This window comes from Nonomuraea sp. H19 (genome assembly GCF_052068215.1).
Classification (GTDB): Bacteria; Actinomycetota; Actinomycetes; order Streptosporangiales; family Streptosporangiaceae; genus Nonomuraea.
In genome coordinates this window covers 13894-34458 of record NZ_JBQHCV010000043.1, presented here as the reverse complement: position 1 = coordinate 34458, position 20565 = coordinate 13894, and the positions used below count along the sequence as shown (strand labels likewise).

Below are 20565 nucleotides of genomic sequence, written 5' to 3'. Positions count from 1 at the left end.
ACATGTCCCGTACCCCGGCCGTCAACTCCTGGGACGAGTTCACTCAGCTACGTGAGATCATCGTTGGCGACGCCACGCACGCGCGCGTGCCCCGGATGACGGATCCGTCCGCGTGGCTCGCCTGCTATCCGACCCTGACGCGGGCCGAGCTCGCGGCCGTGCATCAGGGCGAGTTCCCGCGTCAGGTCGTCGAGGAGTCCAACGAGGACCTCGCCGAGCTGGCGGACACGCTTCGCGAGCTGGGTGTGAAGACCCATCGCCCGCCCGCCGTGGATCACCGCCGTGGGTTCTCGAGTCCTGACTGGACCGCTGACGGTTACATCTCGTACTGCCCGCGCGACCTCACGCTCATCGTCGGCTCGACCATCATCGAGGTGCCGAGCCCCATGCGGTCCCGGTATTTCGAGATCTTCAACCTGCGCCCGATATTCCACGACTACCTCCGAGAGGGCGCCACGTGGATCGCCGGTCCTCGGCCGCAGTTGCCGGACCACCTGTACGAGTGGGACGAGCAGGAGCGGCCGCTGCTCGGCGAGGCGGAGCCGGTGTTCGACGCGGCGAACGTGCTGCGCCTCGGCCGGGACCTGTTTTATCAGGTCTCCCGCAGCGGCAACGAGTTCGGCATGCAGTGGCTGGCCTCGACCCTGCGTCTCATCGATCCGTCGCTGCGGCTCCACCCGTTGCGGAACGTCTATGGCTACACGCACATCGACAGCACCATCGCGTTGCTGCGCCCCGGACTGGTCATGCTGAACCCGGAGCGGATCAAGCCCGGCAACGTGCCGGCGCCGTTCGACAAGTGGGACATCCTCTGGTGCCCTGAAATCACCACCGAACCGACGGCGCTGCCGCACACGCTCAGCGAGCGGTGGATCAGCATGAATCTGCTCATGGTCAATCCAGAGACGGCAATCGTGGACGCCACCCAGCCGGCGCTCCTGCGCGCCCTCGAAAGCAAAGGAATTACCGTCGTCCCGCGCCGGCTGCGGCATGCCCGGGTGCTCGGCGGCGGGTTGCACTGCGTCACTCTGGATGTCGTACGCGACGGCGGCAACGAGGATTACCTGGGCTGAGCCGACAGGGCCGTACAGTTATTCAGTCTTGACGATCTTGGCCGTCCTGAAATGTACTTAGAAAACCTTGTCGGGCAAGCAGATGCCCACAGGAAAACACATCAGGGAGGTGTTTGATTTGAAGAAGCTCCAGGCAATTGCGGTGCCGGTGGCGAAGTCGCGCAAGGACACGGCCTACGCCCCCGCTGTCAGCACGGCCTACGCGCCGGCCATTAGCACGGCTTACGCGCCGGCTGCCTAATAGTGGTAATCCGCAAAACGTGCCGGTGTGTGCCTGCGGGCGCGCACCGGCACCGCATTGAGAGGCCGATGAAGATGGCTGAGTACGCGTACACGACCCGACCGACCCTTGCGGTGTGCTGGCGCGACGGTCAGGCCGTGGCATTGGAGGCGGTGAGCGGCCGGACGTGCGAAATCAACCAGGACACGATCGCGATCCTGAACCGCTGCGCGAGCGGGGCGACAGCGGTGCAGGTGACCGAGGCCCTGCGTGCCGACGGCTACGACGTGACCGCCGACGAGGTCGGCCAGACGCTTGCCGAGCTGGCGAAAGCCGGTCTGCTCTGCGACGGGGAGGCCGTCGGCGGGCCTGATGCCTGGTCGCGGTGGACTCCGGAGGCGATGCTGTTCCACTTCGGTACCAAGGATCTTCCTTACGTCAACAGCCCTGAACAGGCCCGGCAGGTATACGAGGAAATCACCGCCAGTGCCCCGCCGGCATTGTTCAAGCGTTACCCGAACGCGCCGATCGTCATACTGCCACGGCCGCGTCCAGCGGATTCGCCGCGATTCACCGACGTCCTCCTGCGGCGGCGGACCATCCGTTCGTATCAGGACACGCCCGTCGACGTGGAACAACTTTCCGCCGTACTGCACTATTCGTTCGCGCCACAACAGTTTGCCGACCTGGACGGGCTCGGCGCTTTGCCGCTGCGCACCTATGCGAACGGCGGAGCCCGCTCCGAACTAGAGATTTACCTGAACGCCCGCGGGGTGTCCGGACTGGACGACGGACTTTACCACTATGGGCCGATCTCGCACTGCCTGGAATTCCTTCGCGAACCTCTGGACAAGGCTGCACTGCTGCATTTGTCGCACCAGCAGTCGATGTGCGGCGACGCGCCGGTGACATTGTTCGTCACCGGTGTGGTGGGGCGCGTGGCGCACAAGTATCACAATGCTCGCGCGCTACGCGTGATCTACATGGACGCTGGGCACCTCGGCCAGAACTTCGCACTCGTCGCCACCGCGTACGGATTGGGGCCCTACCAGACCGCCGCCTTCCGGGACAGCGAGGTCGAGCAGACGCTCGGCATCGACGGCCGTGCCGAGACCGCTCTGTACATGCTGGGCATGGGCGTCCCCGCCGCCGACCCGGCCGGCAGACTGAGGCCTGCGGGTCTGAGCGCGGCTGCCATCACCACCCTCTATGACGATCATCCCGCGCACCACCCTCTATGACGATCATCCCGCGCACCACCCTCTATGACGATCATCCCGCGCACAGTTCCCATCGATGAGGACGTTCCGTGCGCCCAGCAGAACGGAGGTGAATACCGGTGAAGCGTGGGAGCGGAATGCGAACTGCGGCGCAGGGGGAAACCGACCCCGAGCGGCATCTGACGGCCTGGGAAACGCCCGAAACCCTGGGGCTTCTGGTCTGAGATCCACTCGCACGCTCTACGACAAGGTGGCCGAATTCACGGGCCATATCACCCGCAGCCGCCGGCTCAACGCCAACCGGAGCTCCATCCAGCGCTGAGAGCATGACCTCTCGGCGAGCCACCGGCGCGGCATCCGCGGCCGGCCTGCTTGCCTTACGCGCCTTACTGGCCTTCAACCGACTGACCAGCTGGTTCGCTTGACAACCCCAGATAACGATGGCGACGCGCACCGCTCCTCGTCACTTTCACTCTATATCAGACTCGCGCGTCTCATGAGGCGCCAGAAAATGCTTCATACTTGCGCGTTGCGAACCAACCCGACGAACGATGGAGCAACGGAATTGGGCTACGTGCTGGGTTTCGAGCAAATCAACTCGACGAATGTCGCAGACGTCGGCGGCAAGGGGGCGCACCTGGGCGAGCTCTCGCGAATCGATGGCATCCGCGTGCCGGACGGCTTCTGCGTCACGACGGACGCCTTCCAGCGGGTCGTGGCCGCGGCGCCGTCGATCGACGCTCAGCTTGACCTGCTGTCGCGCGTGGAACCGGACGACCGCGCGGCGATCAGCACCCTGAGCGCCGATATCCGCCGCGTCATCGAAGGCGTCACGGTGCCCGATGATCTTGTGGCGGCGATCAGCGAATCGCTCGCCCGGCTCGGGGAGGAAGCCTCCTACGCGGTGCGTTCCAGCGCGACGGCCGAGGACCTGCCGACCGCATCCTTCGCCGGCCAGCAGGACTCGTACCTGAACATCGTGGGCTTGGCGTCGATCCTTCGGCACGTCCGGCGGTGCTGGGCCTCGCTGTTCACCGAGCGGGCAGTGACCTACCGGCGCCGTAATGGCTTTGACCACCGGAAGGTACGGATGGCCGTGGTCGTACAGCAGATGGTGTTCCCGGACGCGGCCGGGATCCTCTTCACCGCGGACCCCGTGACCTCGAACCGGAAGATCGCCACTGTGGAAGCCGGTTGGGGGCTCGGCGAGGCGCTTGTCTCCGGTCTGGTCGCCGGGGACGTCTACACGGTGCGCGACGATCAGGTCGTCACCACAGCGGTCGCCACCAAGCCGCGGTTCGTCCAGGCGTCGCCGGGAGGCGGTATCCAGGACGCACCCATCGAGCCGCAGCGGCAGACGCAGCCGGCTCTGACGGATGCTCAAGTCGTGCGCCTGGTGCAGCTGGGCCGGCGGATCGAAGCGCACTTCGGCCGACCCCAGGACATCGAATGGTGCCTGGCCGGCGACGACTTCCACATCGTCCAGAGCCGGCCGATCACCACCCTGTTCCCCATCCCCACGACCGATGACCAAGAGAACCACGTCTACATCTCCGTCGGTCACCAGCAGATGATGACCGACGCGATGAAGCCGCTGGGACTCTCCCTGTGGCAGCTGACGACCCCACGGCCGATGCACGAGGCGGGCGGACGGTTGTTCGTCGACGTCGCCCCCGCCCTGGCGACGCCCGCGGGTCGCGCGAGCCTCCTCGGGACCGCGGGGAAGTCCGACCCGCTGATTCGGGACGCGCTACAGACCGTCCTCGACCGCGGCGACTTCATCCGCTCGCTTCCGGACGCCGGTTCTGGCGCCGCACCCGCCGGTGACTCACCCGCCCCGATCGAGACCGATCCGGCCATCGTCACCCAGCTGATCCGACACAATCGGGCGTCCGTCGCCACCCTGCAGCGCAAGATCCAGAGTCTATCCGGGCCGGCGCTGCTCGACTTCATCCTGGCCGACATCGCAGAGCTGAAGCGCATCCTGTTCGATCCGCAGAGCCACCAGGTGATCATGGCGGCGATGGAGGCGACCTGGTGGCTCAATGACCACCTCGAGGCGTGGCTGGGCGAGAAGAACGCGGCCGACGCGCTCACGCAATCCGTCCCTCACAACGTCACGTCGGAGATGGGGCTGGCGCTCCTCGACGTCGCGGACACAATCCGGCCGCACGCGGACGTCGTGGCGTACTTGCACCGCGTCGTGGACGAAGGCCGGGAGGGCGACGGCTTCCTGAACGAGCTGGCCGGGCTGGCCGGCGGGCGGGAAGCACGTGACGCCATCCGGGGCTACCTCGACGAGTACGGCATGCGCTGCGCGGGCGAGATCGACATCACCAGAACGCGCTGGAGCGAGCATCCCGCCACGCTCGTGCCCACCATCCTCGGCAACATCAAGAACTTCGAGCCGGGCGCCGGCAAGCGACACTTCGAACAAGGACGCCAAGAGTCACGACGGAAAGAACAGGAACTGCTGACGCGATTGCGCGCCCTACCCCAAGGGGAGCAGAAGGCCGAGGAGACCAAGCGGATGATCGACCGCGTCCGCACCTTCGCCGGGTACCGGGAGTACCCCAAGTACGGCATGGTCAGCCGCTACTTCGCCTACAAGCAGGCGTTGCTGCGGGAAGCCGATCACCTCGTCCAGTCCGGCACCCTGCGCGAGAAAGAAGACATCTTCTTCCTCCGGTTCCAGGAGCTGCAAGAAGTCGTGCGCACCGACGACGTGGACGCCGAACTCATTCGGGAAAGGCGGGAGGCGTTCCGGTCGTACGAGGCGCTCACCCCGCCCCGGGTCCTCACGTCGGACGGCGAGGCCATCACCGGCCAGTATCGGCGTGACGACGCCCCGCCCGGTGCGCTGGCCGGCCTCCCGGTCTCGGCCGGGACCGTCGAGGGCCGTGCCCGTGTCGTCATGGACATGGCGCGGGCCGACCTTGAGGCGGGCGACATCCTGGTCACCGCCTACACCGACCCCAGCTGGACCCCCCTGTTCGTCGCCGTCGCCGGACTGGTGACGGAGGTAGGCGGCCTTATGACGCACGGGGCGGTGATCGCGAGGGAGTACGGCTTGCCGGCCGTTGTGGGTGTGGATCAGGCCACCCGGTTGATCCGGGACGGCCAGCGGATCCGCGTTCACGGAACCGACGGGTTCGTCCAGATCCTCGCCTGAGCCGTCGCGTCGGACGCGGGACTCCAGCATTCGAGGTGGGCCGTCTTCGGCACTCGATCACTGAGCCTGAACTGAATTCACGGCCCGATTCCGGCTGATCATGTTGGTCTTCGATTCCTCCGTGAGGGCCGTTTCCGCGGATACAGGCCTGTTCTGGGTGTGGCAGGGTTCGCCGTGCGCGGATCGCAGCCTGTCCACAAGGTCGGGGAGAGGCGTGCGTTCGGGGCGCGGATGACCGTCGCGGTCGTCGAAGAGCGTGCGGTGCATGGGTGTTGGAGGCGGATCAGGCCACGCGGACTTGGTGGGCCGTGAGCGGCGTCGAAGGCGTTCGTCCACGCGGTCTGCCAGGGGCAGTGTCCGGGCAGATGCAGGGTGATCTGATCGCGGCCATGCCGGGCCGGCCGAGCTGGGACGTCGACCAGACGGGTTTCCGATAGGGCAGCGGCCGGCCTCCATCCGGCGGCTACCCCGGCCTCACGGCGTTCATCGTGAGTAACGCCCCTCTTCGACGATCAACCGGGCGCGCCCCGCTCCCGACGACACCGGCTTGGTCCGGCTGGATGAGGATGCGCACCGGGTGGTGCCGCCGCTGTCGGCCGAGGACGTACCGGCCGAGGCCAAGGCACTGAAGGCCGAGCTGGCCGCGATGCCGCCATTCGCACCGATCGCGTCCCTGCTGATCGAGCTGGACGCACGCACGCACTTCCTGGACTGCTTCACCGGCGCCACCGCGCTGCAGTCCACCCCCCTGCCCCCGCACGTAGGAGGCCCGATCCAGCGCCTGCTCCATCCCGGTGCCCGACAGCTTGGTCACCGCCGTGCGCATCCACTCCAGCGTGAAAACCTTCTTGCCGTCCGGCACCTCCAGGGTCTCCACCAGCTCGCCCCGCATCGGCCGCGGCGCGGCCTCGGCGATCGCGATCGGAAAGGTCACCTACCTCTCCGGCGGCATGTGGAAAGGAGAAGATGCCAGCGGGCAAGAGCTGGTACAAGTCGGACGGCTTCTCCAGCGGCGCCTCGGGATACTTCGGACAGCCGATCAATCCCGTCGAGCCCGCGACGCTGGCCACGCTGATCAAGAAGGCCAAGAAGGTCAAGAACGCCTACACCGGCAAGATCACATTCAAGGAGCTCGACCAGGTGTCGCCGTGGTTCCGCGCCTCGATCCCCCTCCGGTACCACGACGACACCCAGGTCTCCTACACGCTCACGGTCGGCGCCTCGGGGCTCGTCACCAGGGTGACGAGCCCCTACGCGGCGACCGGCGTCTTCGACAGCAACGCCTGGGAGGGCAAGACGTTCGCCGTCGAGACCCGCTTCACGGGTTGGGGGGGCAAGGTCTCCATCAAAGCGCCGGATGCCGGAAAGGTGACCACCAAACTCGAAGAATGAGCGATGAGTTCTTCTCCATCAGAAGCAGCAGATCATCCCCGTGGTGACGTCTCGTACGTGCGGCCGTCACGACGGCCGCCCCGGACCGGCGTCCGGGGCGGCCGATCACCACGAAAGAAAGCCCAGCCCGCACGCTGGACCTGTCGCACGATCGCGCTCTACCCCGGTGAACGCACACGAACACCCTGCCAGGCACCAACGCCATTCCATACCTGACGAGGCAGCCTCGCCGCGCCGCGTCGCCGGCGGCCTGTCAAGAACACCTTCTGAGCAGCGCCTCATCGCTTGAGCGTCGAGCTCAGGCGCGTAATGGCTGTCCTGGGCCGGGCGAGGCGGGCTTTTCGTCGGCAAGCGGCGTAGCCGCGGGTTCCTGGGCGGAGTAGGTGCCGCCACGCACGGCGCACCACCGTCTGGCGCGGGCCAGCGGCCAGTACCCGTTGGCCGCGAGGTCACCCCAGATGCCCGGCATGGACGGCTCAGGCCAGGGCCGAGATCTCGATCCGGGTGTGGTCGGTGGGGGCCACCAGGCAGGAAAGCACGACGTTCCCCCGCTCCAGGCGTTCCCCCATGGACGAGGTGAGCCGGGCCGTGCGCTCGATCTCGTACGGGGTGCCGGCCTGAGGGGTCACACGGAGCCGCAACAGCCAGATATAGCGTCCGTTGAGCTTGTTGGACGTCTCCTCGGCCCTCAGGACCGCCGCGCTGCACGGCACCGCCGCCGCGCGCTCCTCCTGCGTGAAGGTCTGCAGCGCAGCGGATTCCAGGCTCCCGAACGAGATGGAGCCCATGGTGAGCATCCCCGCGCCCAGGAGGAGGAATGTCGCGCTGACGTACGCCCCGACCCGGGTGTGCGGCTTCCGCCTCAACACGAGGAACAGCACCACACCCACGATCAGTGCAATTACGGCGAGTGTCCCGAAGACGATCGATGCCATCGTTTTCCTCACGCTGATGGGCGGGGCCTGGTGGGCCGGCCTTGTCCGTTCTGATGCCGGTAGTTGATCAGGTGTCGCTTGCATGGTGGCTGCAGCCCGCATGTCGAGGGAGTAACGACCTCCCGCCGGCTCCGGCAGCTTCGCCTCCTCCTCACGAGTCCACGGCTGGCGGGAGTCGGCGTGCCTGACCCGGCGCCGCGCCAGCGTTACCGTCGGCGGTTCCGGCCGGCCGGCTCGGCATGCCTGGCGGTGTCCCAGTCCCAGATCTGGACCGAGATCGGCACCTGTGTGCGCCTGTCAGGCACGTCGTGGCCGCTGTCGGCGATGGCCTCCTCTGGCGGGTCCTCACCCGTCACTCTGCTGGATCGCCAAGTCGGTGGCGGCGGGTACGTCGCAGGGTGTTTGCGTGGTGCTGATGGAGGAGATCGCTCCGGGTGATTCCTCTCCGCCGTGAAATGCCTGGGACCAGCTGGTCGACAACGGAACGGATTTCCCGATGACCCGCTCGTCGCAGAAAGGCACCTTCGTTGAATCTCGTCGAACACATGCGGCACAGAGAATCCGCACGTTCGCCGGCTTGTTATCGGGACGAGGTGGGTGACCAAAGACGGGCCGCAGTCCCGTCTTCGACATGCTTGCGGTAGGTGACGACCTTGTTATGGATGATCTCCAGGCTGGCGTTCAAGTCAGCGATCTTGTCGAGGATGACTTTTTCGTGTTCCTCCAGAAGCAGGAGTCGCTCACGTTCGTTGCCTGGGCCGGACCTGACGAGCCGAGCGAACCTCTTCAGCACGGCGATGGGCATTCCCGAGTCGCGAAGCCGGTTGCACAGCAGCAGCCACTCCACGTCCGCAGATGCGTAAACCCGCTGTCCACCGGCGGAGCGTGGAATGGGGCGGAGGAACAGCTCCTCTCGTTCGAAGAACCGCAGTGCGTGTACACCGAGCCCGGTTGCTTTCGAGACCTCTCCAATGGACAGGCCCTTTGCACGTATGGTCATGCGGCTCAGCATATGGGTTGACCTAGAGTGCACTCTAGGGTTTAGCGTTCGCTGTATGACGATCGCCATCAGACGACTAGTGGTCGTTTCTTCGTTGCTGGCCTTGTCGGCATTCTGGCCGGTGCCGCCGCCTGCTCACGCTGACAGCGCACACGGATGTCCCTATCCGTACGCGTGCATCTACAGTGAGCCAGATCTTCGTGGGCGGATCGTTGCGAAGTACCAAGTCGTGACGAGTGACTCCCAGTCGGTCACTGCGCGTGGGTTCAGCACCTACAATACTCGAAACCATGACATCGTATTTATCGGGTTCCACTATTGCGACGGAAGCGGTACGTGCTCTTCCGCCCATGCCTGCATTCCGCCGAATAGCTGGGCAGGGGTTGGGCCACGACCCATTCAGTATATTCGAATTGATTCTCGTAGTTCTTGCCCATAAGTTTGCGCCTGCCTACTCCTACCGGCGCCAGAGCCGATCAGGGGCGATACCGCGACGCGTTCACGCGATGGGGTATGCCGCGTCGACAAGACGGCGCAGCCGCAGGCTGTCCGCGGCGAGGGCGGTGACCAGGATGGCGGGGCCGGCGAGCGGGGTCAGCACGGCTGCCCTGACATGAGCTTGGGAAGTCGGCTCATTGTCGGCGCCGACGGATAACCTCGCCCCATGTGGCCCCCGTCAAAGCTGACGGCCTGCGCAGAGCGATCGCCGGCTCGCTCGCCGAAATCAGCGCTACCACGTTCCGGCCGCCTGCGAGCTCTCGGCCTTGCACCTGGAACGGAGGAGGAATCCTTTCGCAGCAAGTGCAATTACGTCTTGACTCGCTTCTAGACGTATAAACCTATATCCGGCCTGTAGCTCAGAATGGTCAGAGCGCCGGTCTTACAAACCGGGCGTCGCAGGTTCGATTCCTGCCGGGCCGACCTGATCCTCCTCGCCATTGTGGGGGCCGGGGCGGACGTGGCGCGGTTGCCGGTGCGGAGGGAGCTTCGAAGGAGTGACCATCGGTGTCGCGTTGAACTGGAGGATGATGCGTTGGGGGTGCCGGTGTCGGGATTGACTATGACTATGCCGGAGCGGATCGGTTTGGGGATGTCTGGGTATCGGGTCGCTATTCCTGGCTTCCGTTCTCGTCGAAGCCTTCCCAGGGCCGAAGCGTTCTCATGTGGTGAGACCGAGTAGCTGAAGGCAGGGTCGCCAGGGTGGCTGCGGTAGTGGTCGGTGGCGGCGGTGATGTTGGTCCAGCCGATGAGGCGGGTCAGGCCGATGGCCAGGTTGCGCAGGCCGGCCAGTATCCGGGGTGCGGCGCCGGTGCGGACCTTGCAGGCGTCTTCGCGATAGGTGACATCGCGGATGTGGTGCAGGGTCTCGACGCTCCAGTGCCCGCGGATCAGCGCGGCGAGCTGGGCATGGGTGAGCGCGGCCTGGTGGCAGGCTGGTGATGGCGTAGATCGTGACGATGGTGGTCTTGCCGGTCTTGAGGTCGGTGCGGCGGCGTTTGACCTGGATGGCCTGGGCGGCATGGGGAAAGGGCAGGCCGGGTCGGGTGGTGCAGATCTTCATGCGGCGGATCTCGCGGCGGCCGTGCCCGCGCTCATCGGTGCGGTCGTTGAGGACTGCTTGGCGCCAGGGCAGCGCCTTGAGCCTGCGGTGGAGCGTGGGCTGGTTGGCCTCGACGATGAACAGGAAGTGGCCGCCGGCGGCGACGAGCTGCCGGGCGTGCTCGGCTTGGGTGTGCAGGGCGTCGGCGGTGATGACCATCGCGGACAGCTCCAGGCCGGACAGCAAAGGTGTGAACGCGGGGATCTCGTTGCTCTTGGCTTCGACCTGCCGCTGGGCCAGGACGGTCTGGGTGTCGTGCCGGACGGCGGCCAGTAGGTGGACGGCACCGTCGCCGGTACGGCTACCGCGCAGGGTCTTGCCGTCCACGGCAAGGCCGAGCAGGGATGTTCTTGCGGCGGTGATCGTCTGGGTGGTCGTTTCTGGCGGGTGGCCGATGGTGATCGCGGAGAGGTAGGCGCAGGTCGCGGCGTCGAAGGCATCGCCGTCCAGACGGGCCAGCAGCCGCCCGAGGGTGGTGACGGCCAGCCGGGTGGTGGCCGGGAGCCCGAGCTGGGTGCGCAGGTCCGGGTCGTATCCGGCGATGAACCGGGTGATCTTCGTCAGGGATGTCGCTCCGCTGAGGACGGCGAGCAGGGATAACGCGAGCAGCGGGCCGAGTCGGTAGCGACGTCCTCGGCGGTGACGTGGGTCGGGTACGGCATCCAGCACCTCGGCCAGGGTGGGCAGGTCGGAGGCGGGGTCGGTGAGGGCGACGTGCTCCAGGTGGCGAGAGAGCACGTCGATCGTGGATGATGGCACGCGGACGCGGCCCCTGTTCTTGATCGACTGGCTAGACACCGACGATCATGAGGGGTCGCGTTCGTCATCTCCGCACCGGGGCGCCCTACTTGCCCACCCGGCTCAGGGGTGCAGCAATGCTCACCCCGATACAGTTCGAGAACGCGTCCACCGTGGCATGACAATCCAGAAACGCGGCTCCATCAAACACGGGGCACCCCAAGGTCTCCATCAAAGTTGGGGCGGTTCACTCATCCTGCTCGGCGCACTGGACGCCTTCGATGTGCCGACAGGCGAGGCCAAGAACCCATAGGTAAGCCGCTGCGATCATCACGAGAACCAGGTGCCCCGCCATCAAGTCGATCTCTATACTCGCTCGCATGAGCAGAGAAGAGCCGATCGCCGTCGAGGCCAGCCGATTAATGGTCAAGGTGTGGTACGGGCAGGTCTACCTGGCGGACGCATCGCTGGACGGAGATGTTTCAGGCGATTCCGAAGACTCGCCCACCTCCTCAGTGGGCGTCATTCGCGTGACTCCCGGCCTTGCCACCCTGAATATGGGCATCGACATGGGGGAAGTTCCCATCACGGTGGTCGTGGCCGATCGGGATCCGGGTGCCGACCTCGAAAGCCATGAAGACGCCGTGGAGATCAGTTTCGAGTCCCTGTCAGGCCGGATCGTTCTGCTCGAGTGGGACTGGGATGAACCCAGGACCCACGACCTCGCCCCGCTACCGGCCGGTCCCGGACCATACCGCATCAGGTTTCATGTCACAGGACTGGACGATCGCGCGGAAGCGCTGGTTCACCACCTGCAGATCTGGCCTGAGCCCTTTCATGATCCCGCCGTGCTCAAGGCCACGACCAGGAATTTCCAGTACCTTCTGCATCCAGATGGGTTCGACCCAGACGCCCACGCTTCGGGCACTGTCTGAGCGATGAAGGGAGGGGCCATGGGCGCCCTCCCTTCATCATGGTCACCGTGAAAAGCGGCTAGTCTACGACCGCCACCCAGAACGGGTTGTTAGAGCCCACGCGGTAATGCGAATAGAAGGCCCCCAGAGCATCCCCATGGGCGCGATTCTGTGTGGCGCTCACCGCCCGCAGGGAGTAGTGGCCCTCCGCGGAGGCCGCTCCTTGCTTGGTTGTGGCCAAGGGGTACTCATCGCAGTTCATCCAGATTGCTGGCGCTGGATAGTCGGGATGGACCTGCGCTGGATATCTCTCCGAGAAGTAGTACTTACAGTAGTTCGTTCCTCTGGTATTGATCCAGTGCTTGTAGCGATCCGTGCCCACGTCCATGAAAAGCTCGCGGTTGGACCACTCTCCCCGATTGACTTCATCGATGTCCTTGCCCCCTCGGACCAGCGGGTCGCTTCCTGCGACCGCCCAGTTTCCTGGAATGTCCTTCGCTATCCGGGTTCCTATCTCGATCTTGGTGGGCGGATAGGACGGCTCGTCCCAGTCATGTCCCTCTTCTCGCATGGGCGGGAACGAGTACTTGTTCGTCGCCGGATACAGCGCGTCCTGGATGTGCTGGGTAATCTCGATGAACGCCTTGTCCTTGCTCAGGGACATCTCGAAGATACGGCTCGCCGTGGGGTTGATGCAGGCTCCAGTCCGCCAGCCCGCCTTCGATTTGAACGTTTTGAAGTCGCATCTGAAGTACGGCGCGTAGACCTCTCCGTCCTGGTTGCTCGTGTCGCCCTTCCGCCGGACACCGCGCTCAAGGCCCTGCTCGTCCTTGACGTACTGGCTCCACAGGTAGAACCAGGATGGCTCTATCGGGTCATCCCAGATGGCCGCCATGGGCTTGATGATGCAGTTCGGGGTAAGGTCAGCGTTGGAGGCGGCTGCTCGGATGATGAACTCGTCGTCAGGATCGGTGTGCCATGCGGATACGTCTTTAGTCTGTTCGGTACCGCTGCGCACGCTGCAGCTCGTGTTCGGCTCCTCCGCCTCCACCTCCACGCCTATCCCCATGTCCAGCCCTCTGAGCTGGGACGAAGACAATTTGACCCGGCCCGTGGAGTCCTCCACCGCGATCTCGTCGAGACGGGTGAAGACCTTGATGTCCTGCGGCCTCAGGTCACCCGATGGCGTCGGATGAATCGCATTGCCGGTCTTGTCGCCCAGATAGCTGTGCATCACCCAGGTGGCCCGGAACCTGAACTGGTCGTCATCCTCGAAGATCGCGCTGCCGAACTCCCTCGTCAGGTACGAGTAGATGTTGGATTTCGTCGCGGACTTCTTCATCGTTCTGCTGATCGGGTCTTCTTCGAAGTCCTGGACATAGAGGTAGGCAGACCAGCAGGAGACGTAGGGCTTCTGCTGGATGCGCGCCTGGAAGTATTTGTAGTCGAATCCTCCGGTGTCCTTGCAGTTCTGCGCATTGATGTGCTCGTAATCGAAGTTGTAGTTGAACACCGCCGCCGACGTGGGTACCGCCGAGGACTCCTTCCGAGCGGCCGGAGCCGATAGCAGAGCGGCGATCTCGGCGGCGTCGAACGACCGCTGATAGACCTGGGCTTCGTCGAGATCGCCCCGCATCCTGCTGCCGAGCGTCAGGGCGGTGTCCGCGTTCCAGGTTGTGAAGCCGACGGGGGAGGTCTTGACGAGGGTTCCATTGAGGTACAGCGAGGCGGTCTTGGCCGTGGCGTCGTACACGCCCGCCAGGTGGAACCACTCGTCGACGGGCGGTTCCACGTCGGACAGAACACCCTCGGCCGTCGCATCGGCAGCGTCAGCGCTGGCGAGAGTGAACACCAGGCCGTGGTCGGCGGTGTTTCCGAGCCTGAAGGGCGCCTGGTGGGTGCCTCGTTGCTCGGCCACGCTGTAGTCGCCGTCCTTGTCGCTCCAGCGCAGCCAGGTGGCGACGGTGAAGCTCTGGTCGGTGCGGATCACCGGTCCGGCGGTCTGCGCCAGCGGCTCCTCACCCGGCTGAAGGACGTCCACGGTGACCTGTCGCCAGCCCGACCAGGCGGAGGAGACATCGCTGGTGACCGCGCGCAGCCGCCAGCGCACCTTCCACCCGTCGGTCAGCTTCCCGCCGGGGACGGTGACCGAGGCTTGGGTGCCGGAGGCGACATTGTCCACGGCGCCGGCCCAGATCTGGCCGCTGCCCTGACCGGAGGGAGCGGCCGGGTCGTGCTCGATTTCGGCTTCGGCCCGCAGCGTCTGACCGGGGAGATAGGCGAGGGTGGCTTGCAGCGTGGGGGTGAGCGAGGTCGTCGCCGTCACGCCGTCCACCACCTTGGACGGGGTGATGGCCAGGCCGGTGGCGGTGGGCTTGGGCAGGCTCACGGTGAAGGACTGCCAGTCCGACCAAGCCGAGGCGGCGGTGGCGGAGACCGCGCGGGCCCGCCAGCGGACCTTCCATCCGTCGGTCAGCGTGTCCGCCGGGACGGTGATGCTCGCCTGGGTGCCGGCCGGGACGTTGTCGGCGTTGCCGGTCCAGATCTGGCCGCTGCCCTGACCGCTGGGCGCGGCCGGGTCGTGCTCGATCTCGGCCTCCGCGCTCAGCGGTTTGCCGGCCGGGTCGCTCACTTGGGCCAGCAGCGCCGGGGTGCGGGTGGGGGTGACGGTGACGCCGTCCACCTGCTCGGACGGGCTTACCTGCAGCGCCCCGACGGCCGGCTCGGAGACCGCATCCGGCACGTCGATGGTCAGGTTCTGCCAGTCCGACCACGGTGAGCTGACCGTGTTGGCGGCCCGGACGCGCCAGCGCACCTTCCACCCGTCGGTCAGCCTCCCGCCGGGGACGGTGGCCGACGCTTGGGTGCCGGAGGCGACGTTGTCGACGGCACCGGTCCAGATTTGACCGGTGCCCTGCCCGGTGGCGGCGGGGTCGTGTTCGAGTTCGTACTCGGCGCGCACTGGTTGGGCTGCCGGGTCGGTGACGGTGGTGAGCAGGGCCGGGGTGAGGCTGGTGGCCACGGTGATGCCGTTCACCACCTGGGAGGGGGTGACCTGGAAGGCGCTCACCGTGGGGTTGGGGACGTCCACGGTGGCCGTCTGCCAGTCCGACCAGGCCGAGGTGGAGGAGGCGTTGACCGCGCGGGCGCGCCAGCGGATCTTCCAGCCGTCGGCCAACCTCCCGGCGGGGACGCTGACGGCGGCCTGGCCGCGGCCGGTGACCACCGGCGAGACGCCGGCCCAGATCTGGCCGCTGCCCTGCCCGGTCGCGGCCGGGTCGTGCTCGACCTCGAACTGGCCGGTCAGATTGCCGCCCGCGGTGTCGGCGACGGTGGCGGCCAGTTGGGGGGTAAGTGAGGTGGCGGTCACCGTTCCGCCGGTATTGGTGGCCGGGCTGATCTGCAGAGCGCTGACGGTGGGTGTGGATCCGAGGGTGTAGGTGACGTTCAACGTGGGTTTGTTGGTGCCGTTGAACGACTCGAAGGCCCGGTTGTACGGCGGTCGGCCGCCATCGAAGGTCTCGTCCACGCCACGCAGCAGGATGCCGTGGTTGGCGGTGCCGGACGCCCACGCCTGGGTCATCGCGGCGAGGTTCCAGCTCAACGTGCCCGGCACGGCGCAGGTGGGGCGGTCGGTGGCCAACGCTTCTCCGGCGGTGGTGGTGTCCGGCTTGTTGTCCCAGGTCAGCGCGGTGTCGGTCCAAGCGGTGGTGATCCGCTGGGCCTTGAGGCCGGACTGGGCGTCGCCGCAGCCGTAGGCCTCGGTCGTGCGCACGCCGAGCGTCGCCGCCGAGACGTTCGTGCCGCTCAGCGTGGCGGTGTCGAACTTCATGTAGGCGCGCTCGACCAGCGGCGCCGGATCGCCGTCGTCGTAGCTGCCCACCCACAGCGTGGTGTTGCGGTAGGTGCTCGATCCCACGACCCCGTAGTCGGAGATCCACGCGTCCGCCAGCGTCGGCAGGGTGACCGCCGCGGCCACGCTCACTGGGTAGGTGGTGGCGGGGTCGGTCAGGAACGCCTGGTCCGGTTTGACCACCAACTCCGTGCGGCCGTCCTTGGTGACCAGATCGCCGGCGGCCGTGCCGCGCTGGGCCGGCCGGCCCTCGGCGCCGTCCCACACGGTCGCCGGCGCCGCCGCGGCCACCAGCTTCTTGTCCTCGCCCTTCAGCAGCAACCGGCCGTCCTTGCCCTCCGACAAGGTCAGGCCCTCGTCCTCGACGCCGATCCGCAGCTCCAGCGGCTTCGACGGCCGCTGACGCAGCACCACCTCATACCGGAATCCGTCCGGCAACGCCGTCACCACCAGGTCGGCCCCGACCCCGGCGGCATCGGCGTAGGTGGCCACGCTGCCCGTGACCGTCGGCTTGGGCAGCGGCGTCGGCCAGCGCAGTGCATACGACTTCCCGGCGGCGGACATCTTCACGAACGGGTCCGTGCCACCAGCGGAGATCTCCACGACCGCGCCCTCGGCAAGGGCCTTGGCCCGCAGTCTGCCGCTCTGCTCGGCCAGGGTGGTGTCGATAGGCGTCCAGCCGCCGCCATGCCGGCTCCGTACCGGACCGGCCGTGATCTCGGTCTTGAACGTCTTCCCGTCCGGTTGGGCGTGGGTGATGCTGGTCGCGGTCGTCTCGTCGGTGACTTCCACGGCCTTGCCCTGCTGGGCAGCGGTTCGGGAGGCCGCGATCCGCGCCTGCGCCGGCGCGTTGGAGACCGCGTTCCCGCTTTTGCCGGCGATCCACGCCGCCGTCCCGGTCAGGTTCGCGTCATGATCGTTCCCCGACGAGTCCACGGCCGTGCCGCCCGTTCCCTCGTCGAACTTCCATTGGCCCGCGGCGTGCTGGAGTGTGGTGAAGGACCAAGTGTAGGGGTCCATCGCATTCTCCGACGAATCGATCGCCTCTGAGACCTCAACGGTGTACGTCGAGCCCGGCTTCAGCGGATCCTGCGGACTGAACGTCAGGATTTTCTCGGTACCGTCGTACGCTGTCGTGCCGGTGATCGCCGTGCCCTGTGCCGTTTTCACGGATACCACCGCGCCGCCGACCGGTTCGGAGAACGTGACCCGCGCCTTGGCGTCGAGAGGCACAGCTGTGGCATCGGCCGCGGGGTCATGACCGACCACGCGGGGCTGGAGAGTGTCCTCTCCGTCCGGGTCTGTGGGCTCGTCCGGGTCGACGGGTTGCTCCGGGAGGTCCAGCTTGTCCGTTCCGACGAAATATGGCTGCCCGTCACGCTGCGTCTCGGCTTTGGCCGCGATCTCCGGGCTGAGTCCTATCGACGCGACCTCGTCGAAGCTGTCCGGCGTGTACGTCGACCGCTCGATCGCCTCCTCGTACTCGGGGAACGTGCCCAGGAGTTCGGGGGTCGCGATGACGACTGTCTCGCGCCGGCGAGGGACCGGGGGCTCGAAGTCCACGGTGAGGATGGGCGGGTGCTGCTCGAACTTGCAGTCCTCCAGCGGCTCAGTCATGCAGCCGCCGGCGTCCTCGGAGGTGTAACGCCGCCAGTTGCGCAGCTCGGATTCGTTGCCAGCGGTGAGCTGGATGCCGTAGTTGGGGGCGCCGTCGATCCACGCCTTGACGATCCTGTTGAGCGTGTGGGTCAGGTTCCAAGGGTAGGCCATGGAACCGGTGCAGTTCTCGCCGTAGGCGCCGTACTCGGTGTCCGCGCCCGTGCTGGTGACTGACGGCTGACTGTTCCAGGTCAGCGTGGTCTCGTCCCAGCTGGACGTGATCTGCCGCGCCGTGATGCCGGTGCCAACCGATACGCCGCACTCGTTGGACTCGTAGTTCCACAGGTGCAGGTCGGCGTTGTCCACCGTGCTGCCCGCGAATTCGGCGGGAATGTTCGGGAACTTCAGGTAGCCGCGCCAGCGCTTAGCGATGCTGCTGGCGTAGGACTTGCCGACCACGATCTGGGTCTGGGTGAAGGTGTCCCAGCTGTCCTGATAGTCGTAGTCGTTGATCCAGGTGTCCATGGCGCCGCCGTCCCGCCACCACTGGCCGGAATGGCCCTCCCACCAGTCGGAGGCCGCGGCGGTCAGCGTCACCGGGTATGTCGTCGCCGGGTCGGCCAGGAACGCGGCGTCCGGCGTGAACACCAGGGTCTTGTTGTCCTCGGCGAGTGTGACGGCGGCCCTGCCGATCTTGCCCGCGTCCAGCGGGGCGCCCGTGTCGGCAGCCGTGGCGTCGCGCAGCAGGGTCGGCCGCACCTCGGTCAGCGTCGCGCCGTCCTTGTCGACGATGGCGGGCTGGCCGGTGGCGTTGGTCTTGAACGACAGGCCCGCGGGCAGGTCCACTGGGACCTGGAAGGAGACAGGGCCGCCAGGCCTGGCGGCGATGGTGACCTGCTGCCGGAACCCGCTCGGGTCCGCGCTCACCACCAGGTCGCGACCCTTGCCGTAAACACCGGGATAGGTGGCGGTGTTGCCCTTCAGCCGAGGCTCGGGCAGCGCCGATGGCGAGCTGATCTTCGCCGTGGCATCGGCCACCCTGCTCTGCAGCAGCGTGCGGTCCTTGCCGTCGGACAGGACCAGATCACCGTGCACGGCCTTGGGCCTGATCGCGCCGTCCGACTCGACCAGGGTGGTGTCGATCGGCGTGAAGCCCTTGCCGTCGGCGTTCTTGATCCGGATCGGCCGGGTGTTGAGCTCCATCCGGACTGTCTTGCCGTCCGGATTGGCGTAGAAGGTGGTCCGCTCTGAGCGCAGCGGCTCGATTTCGATGCGCCGGTTGTCCTTCTTGGCCTGCGCCAGCGCCTTGGTCGTGTGCGTGGCGGGCGCGCTCGGCGGCGTCGACGGGGCGGGGGTTGGAGTGGTGGGGGGTGGCGTGGAGTTCTGGGCGATCGCGGGGCCGCTCATCAGCGAGAGCGGCAACGTCAGAGCCGTGATCAGGGCCGCGCGGCGGCGCGTCCGGGCCGATAAGCCGGACGTTGTTCGTAACTTGTTCACTTAGCCCTTTCGAACAGAAGTAGCAAAAACGTAGTGATCATCACATGCGTTGCGATCACCTGTAAAGGTCCCTCCGGGAGCGGGTCCGACCCAGGGTCGAAGCGTTCTCATGTAGTGAAACCGAGTAGCTGAAGGCCGTCCGCGGGGTGGCTGCGGTAGTGGTCGGTGGCGGCGGCGATGTTGGTCCAGCCGATCAGGCGGGCCAGGCCGATGGCCAGGTTGCGGAGGCCGGCCATGATCCGGGGTGCGGTGCCTGTCCGGACGCGGGAGTCGTCTTCGCGGTAGGTGACGTCGCGGATGTGGTGCAGGGCTTCCACGCTCCAATGGCCGCGGATGAGTGCGGCGAGCTGGGTGTGAGTGACCCGTCCTGGTGGGAGGCCGGTGACGGCGTAGATCGTGACGATGGTGGTCTTGCCGGTCTTGTGGTTGGTGCGGCGGCGTTTGACCTGGATCGCCTGGGCGGCGTGCGGGAAGGGCAGCCCCGGGCGGACCGTGCAGATCTTCATGCGGCGGATCTCGCGGCGGCCGTGTCCCTGCTCGTCGGTGCGGTCGTTAAGGATCGCCTCGCGCCAGGGCAGGGCCTTGAGCCGACGCAGCAGCGTGGGCTGATTGCCCTTGACGATGAACAGGTAGTGACCGCCCGCCTCGACGATCTGCCGGGCGTGGGAGTGCTGGGTGTGCAGGGCATCGGCGGTGACCACTGTGTGGGTGAGGTCCAGTTCGGACAGCAGGGGCGTGAACGCGGGGATCTCGTTGCTCTTGGCCTCGACCTGCCGTTGAGCGAGGACGGTCTGGGTGTCGTGGCGGGTGGCGGCCAGCAGGTGAATCACGCCTTCGCTGGTGCGGCTGCCGCGCAGGGTCTTGCCATCCACGGCCAGGCCGACGAGCTCGGTTCGGCCTGAGGGCCGGCTGTCTGTGGTGGCGGGCGGGGCGCAGGCGGCGAGCAAGGCCAGATAGCCGCAGGTGGCGGTGTCGAAGGCGTCACCATCCAGGCGAGCGAGCAACCGTCCCAGTGTGCTGGCGGCCAGCCGTACCGTGCCGGGTAAGCCGGCTCGGGCGCGCAGGTCAGGGTCGTATCCGGCGATGAACCGGGTGATCTTCACCAGGGAGGTGGCTCCGCCGAGTACGGCGAGCAGGGATAACGCCAGCAGCGGGCCGAGCCGGTAGCGGCGGCCCTGGCGGCTGCGCGGATCGGGCACCGTGTCCAAGACCTCGGCCAGGGTCGGCAGATCGAGCAAGTCGGTCGACGGGTCGGCGACGGTGACGTGCTCCAGGTGGCGGGCGAGCACGTCGATCGGGGATGATGGCACGCGAACGCGGCCCCTGTTCTTGATCGACTGGCGTAGACAACC

12 protein-coding genes and 1 tRNA gene are annotated in these 20565 nt (G+C 66.6%); 7 read left to right on the top strand and 6 right to left on the bottom strand.

Annotation, left to right across the window (positions count from 1 at the left end):
- Positions 1–2 precede the first annotated feature (2 nt).
- From ACTMTI_RS51605 to rph, 4 genes are all read left to right on the top strand, one after another.
- Complete coding sequence (locus ACTMTI_RS51605; RefSeq protein ID WP_441128253.1) at positions 3–1073, top strand: hypothetical protein; 1071 nt, start codon at positions 3–5, stop codon at positions 1071–1073.
- A gap of 67 nt (positions 1074–1140) precedes the next feature.
- Positions 1141–1314 (top strand): hypothetical protein, encoded by a 174-nt coding sequence (locus ACTMTI_RS51600; protein WP_441128252.1) that lies wholly within the window; start codon positions 1141–1143, stop codon positions 1312–1314.
- Between the two features lie 68 nt (positions 1315–1382).
- Positions 1383–2534, top strand: a complete 1152-nt coding sequence (locus tag ACTMTI_RS51595) for a SagB/ThcOx family dehydrogenase (protein ID WP_441128251.1) — start codon at positions 1383–1385, stop codon at positions 2532–2534.
- A 553-nt stretch (positions 2535–3087) separates the two neighbouring features.
- Complete coding sequence (gene rph, locus ACTMTI_RS51590) at positions 3088–5685, top strand: rifamycin-inactivating phosphotransferase (protein WP_441128277.1); 2598 nt, start codon at positions 3088–3090, stop codon at positions 5683–5685.
- 463 nt (positions 5686–6148) lie between these two features.
- On the opposite strand, the gene ACTMTI_RS51585 is transcribed toward rph, so the two are convergent.
- Entirely contained in the window at positions 6149–6619 is a 471-nt protein-coding gene (locus ACTMTI_RS51585) for a hypothetical protein (protein WP_441128250.1), read from the bottom strand.
- Between the two features lie 32 nt (positions 6620–6651).
- On the opposite strand from ACTMTI_RS51585, the gene ACTMTI_RS51580 reads away from it, so the two are divergent.
- Positions 6652–7077: a hypothetical protein gene (locus ACTMTI_RS51580; RefSeq protein WP_441128249.1), complete on the top strand. Its 426-nt coding sequence runs from the start codon at positions 6652–6654 to the stop codon at positions 7075–7077.
- A gap of 476 nt (positions 7078–7553) precedes the next feature.
- On the opposite strand, the gene ACTMTI_RS51575 is transcribed toward ACTMTI_RS51580, so the two are convergent.
- On the bottom strand, positions 7554–8012 hold the full coding sequence (locus ACTMTI_RS51575) for a hypothetical protein (RefSeq protein WP_441128248.1): 459 nt from the start codon (positions 8010–8012) through the stop codon (positions 7554–7556).
- 580 nt (positions 8013–8592) lie between these two features.
- Complete coding sequence (locus ACTMTI_RS51570) at positions 8593–9012, bottom strand: MerR family transcriptional regulator (protein ID WP_441128247.1); 420 nt, start codon at positions 9010–9012, stop codon at positions 8593–8595.
- Between the two features lie 846 nt (positions 9013–9858).
- Between ACTMTI_RS51570 and ACTMTI_RS51565 the strand changes: the two genes are divergently transcribed.
- Positions 9859–9933, top strand: a tRNA-Val gene (locus ACTMTI_RS51565).
- Positions 9934–10171: 238 nt separating this feature from the next.
- Here the strand turns inward: ACTMTI_RS51565 and ACTMTI_RS51560 are convergent.
- A complete protein-coding gene (locus ACTMTI_RS51560) occupies positions 10172–11371 on the bottom strand; it encodes an ISAs1 family transposase (protein ID WP_441128246.1) in 1200 nt (399 codons plus the stop codon).
- 359 nt (positions 11372–11730) lie between these two features.
- Here ACTMTI_RS51560 and ACTMTI_RS51555 point away from each other — a divergent pair, with 359 nt between their 5' ends.
- Positions 11731–12285 carry a hypothetical protein gene (locus ACTMTI_RS51555; RefSeq protein ID WP_441128245.1) on the top strand — a complete coding sequence of 185 codons (555 nt, stop codon included), beginning with the start codon at positions 11731–11733 and terminating at the stop codon, positions 12283–12285.
- A 58-nt stretch (positions 12286–12343) separates the two neighbouring features.
- Here the strand turns inward: ACTMTI_RS51555 and ACTMTI_RS51550 are convergent, their stop codons facing one another.
- Together ACTMTI_RS51550 and ACTMTI_RS51545 are read right to left on the bottom strand one after the other, a co-directional pair.
- Positions 12344–19123 carry a DNRLRE domain-containing protein gene (locus tag ACTMTI_RS51550; protein ID WP_441128244.1) on the bottom strand — a complete coding sequence of 2260 codons (6780 nt, stop codon included), beginning with the start codon at positions 19121–19123 and terminating at the stop codon, positions 12344–12346.
- A 197-nt stretch (positions 19124–19320) separates the two neighbouring features.
- Positions 19321–20523, bottom strand: a complete 1203-nt coding sequence (locus tag ACTMTI_RS51545) for an ISAs1 family transposase (RefSeq protein ID WP_441128243.1) — start codon at positions 20521–20523, stop codon at positions 19321–19323.
- Positions 20524–20565 lie beyond the last annotated feature (42 nt).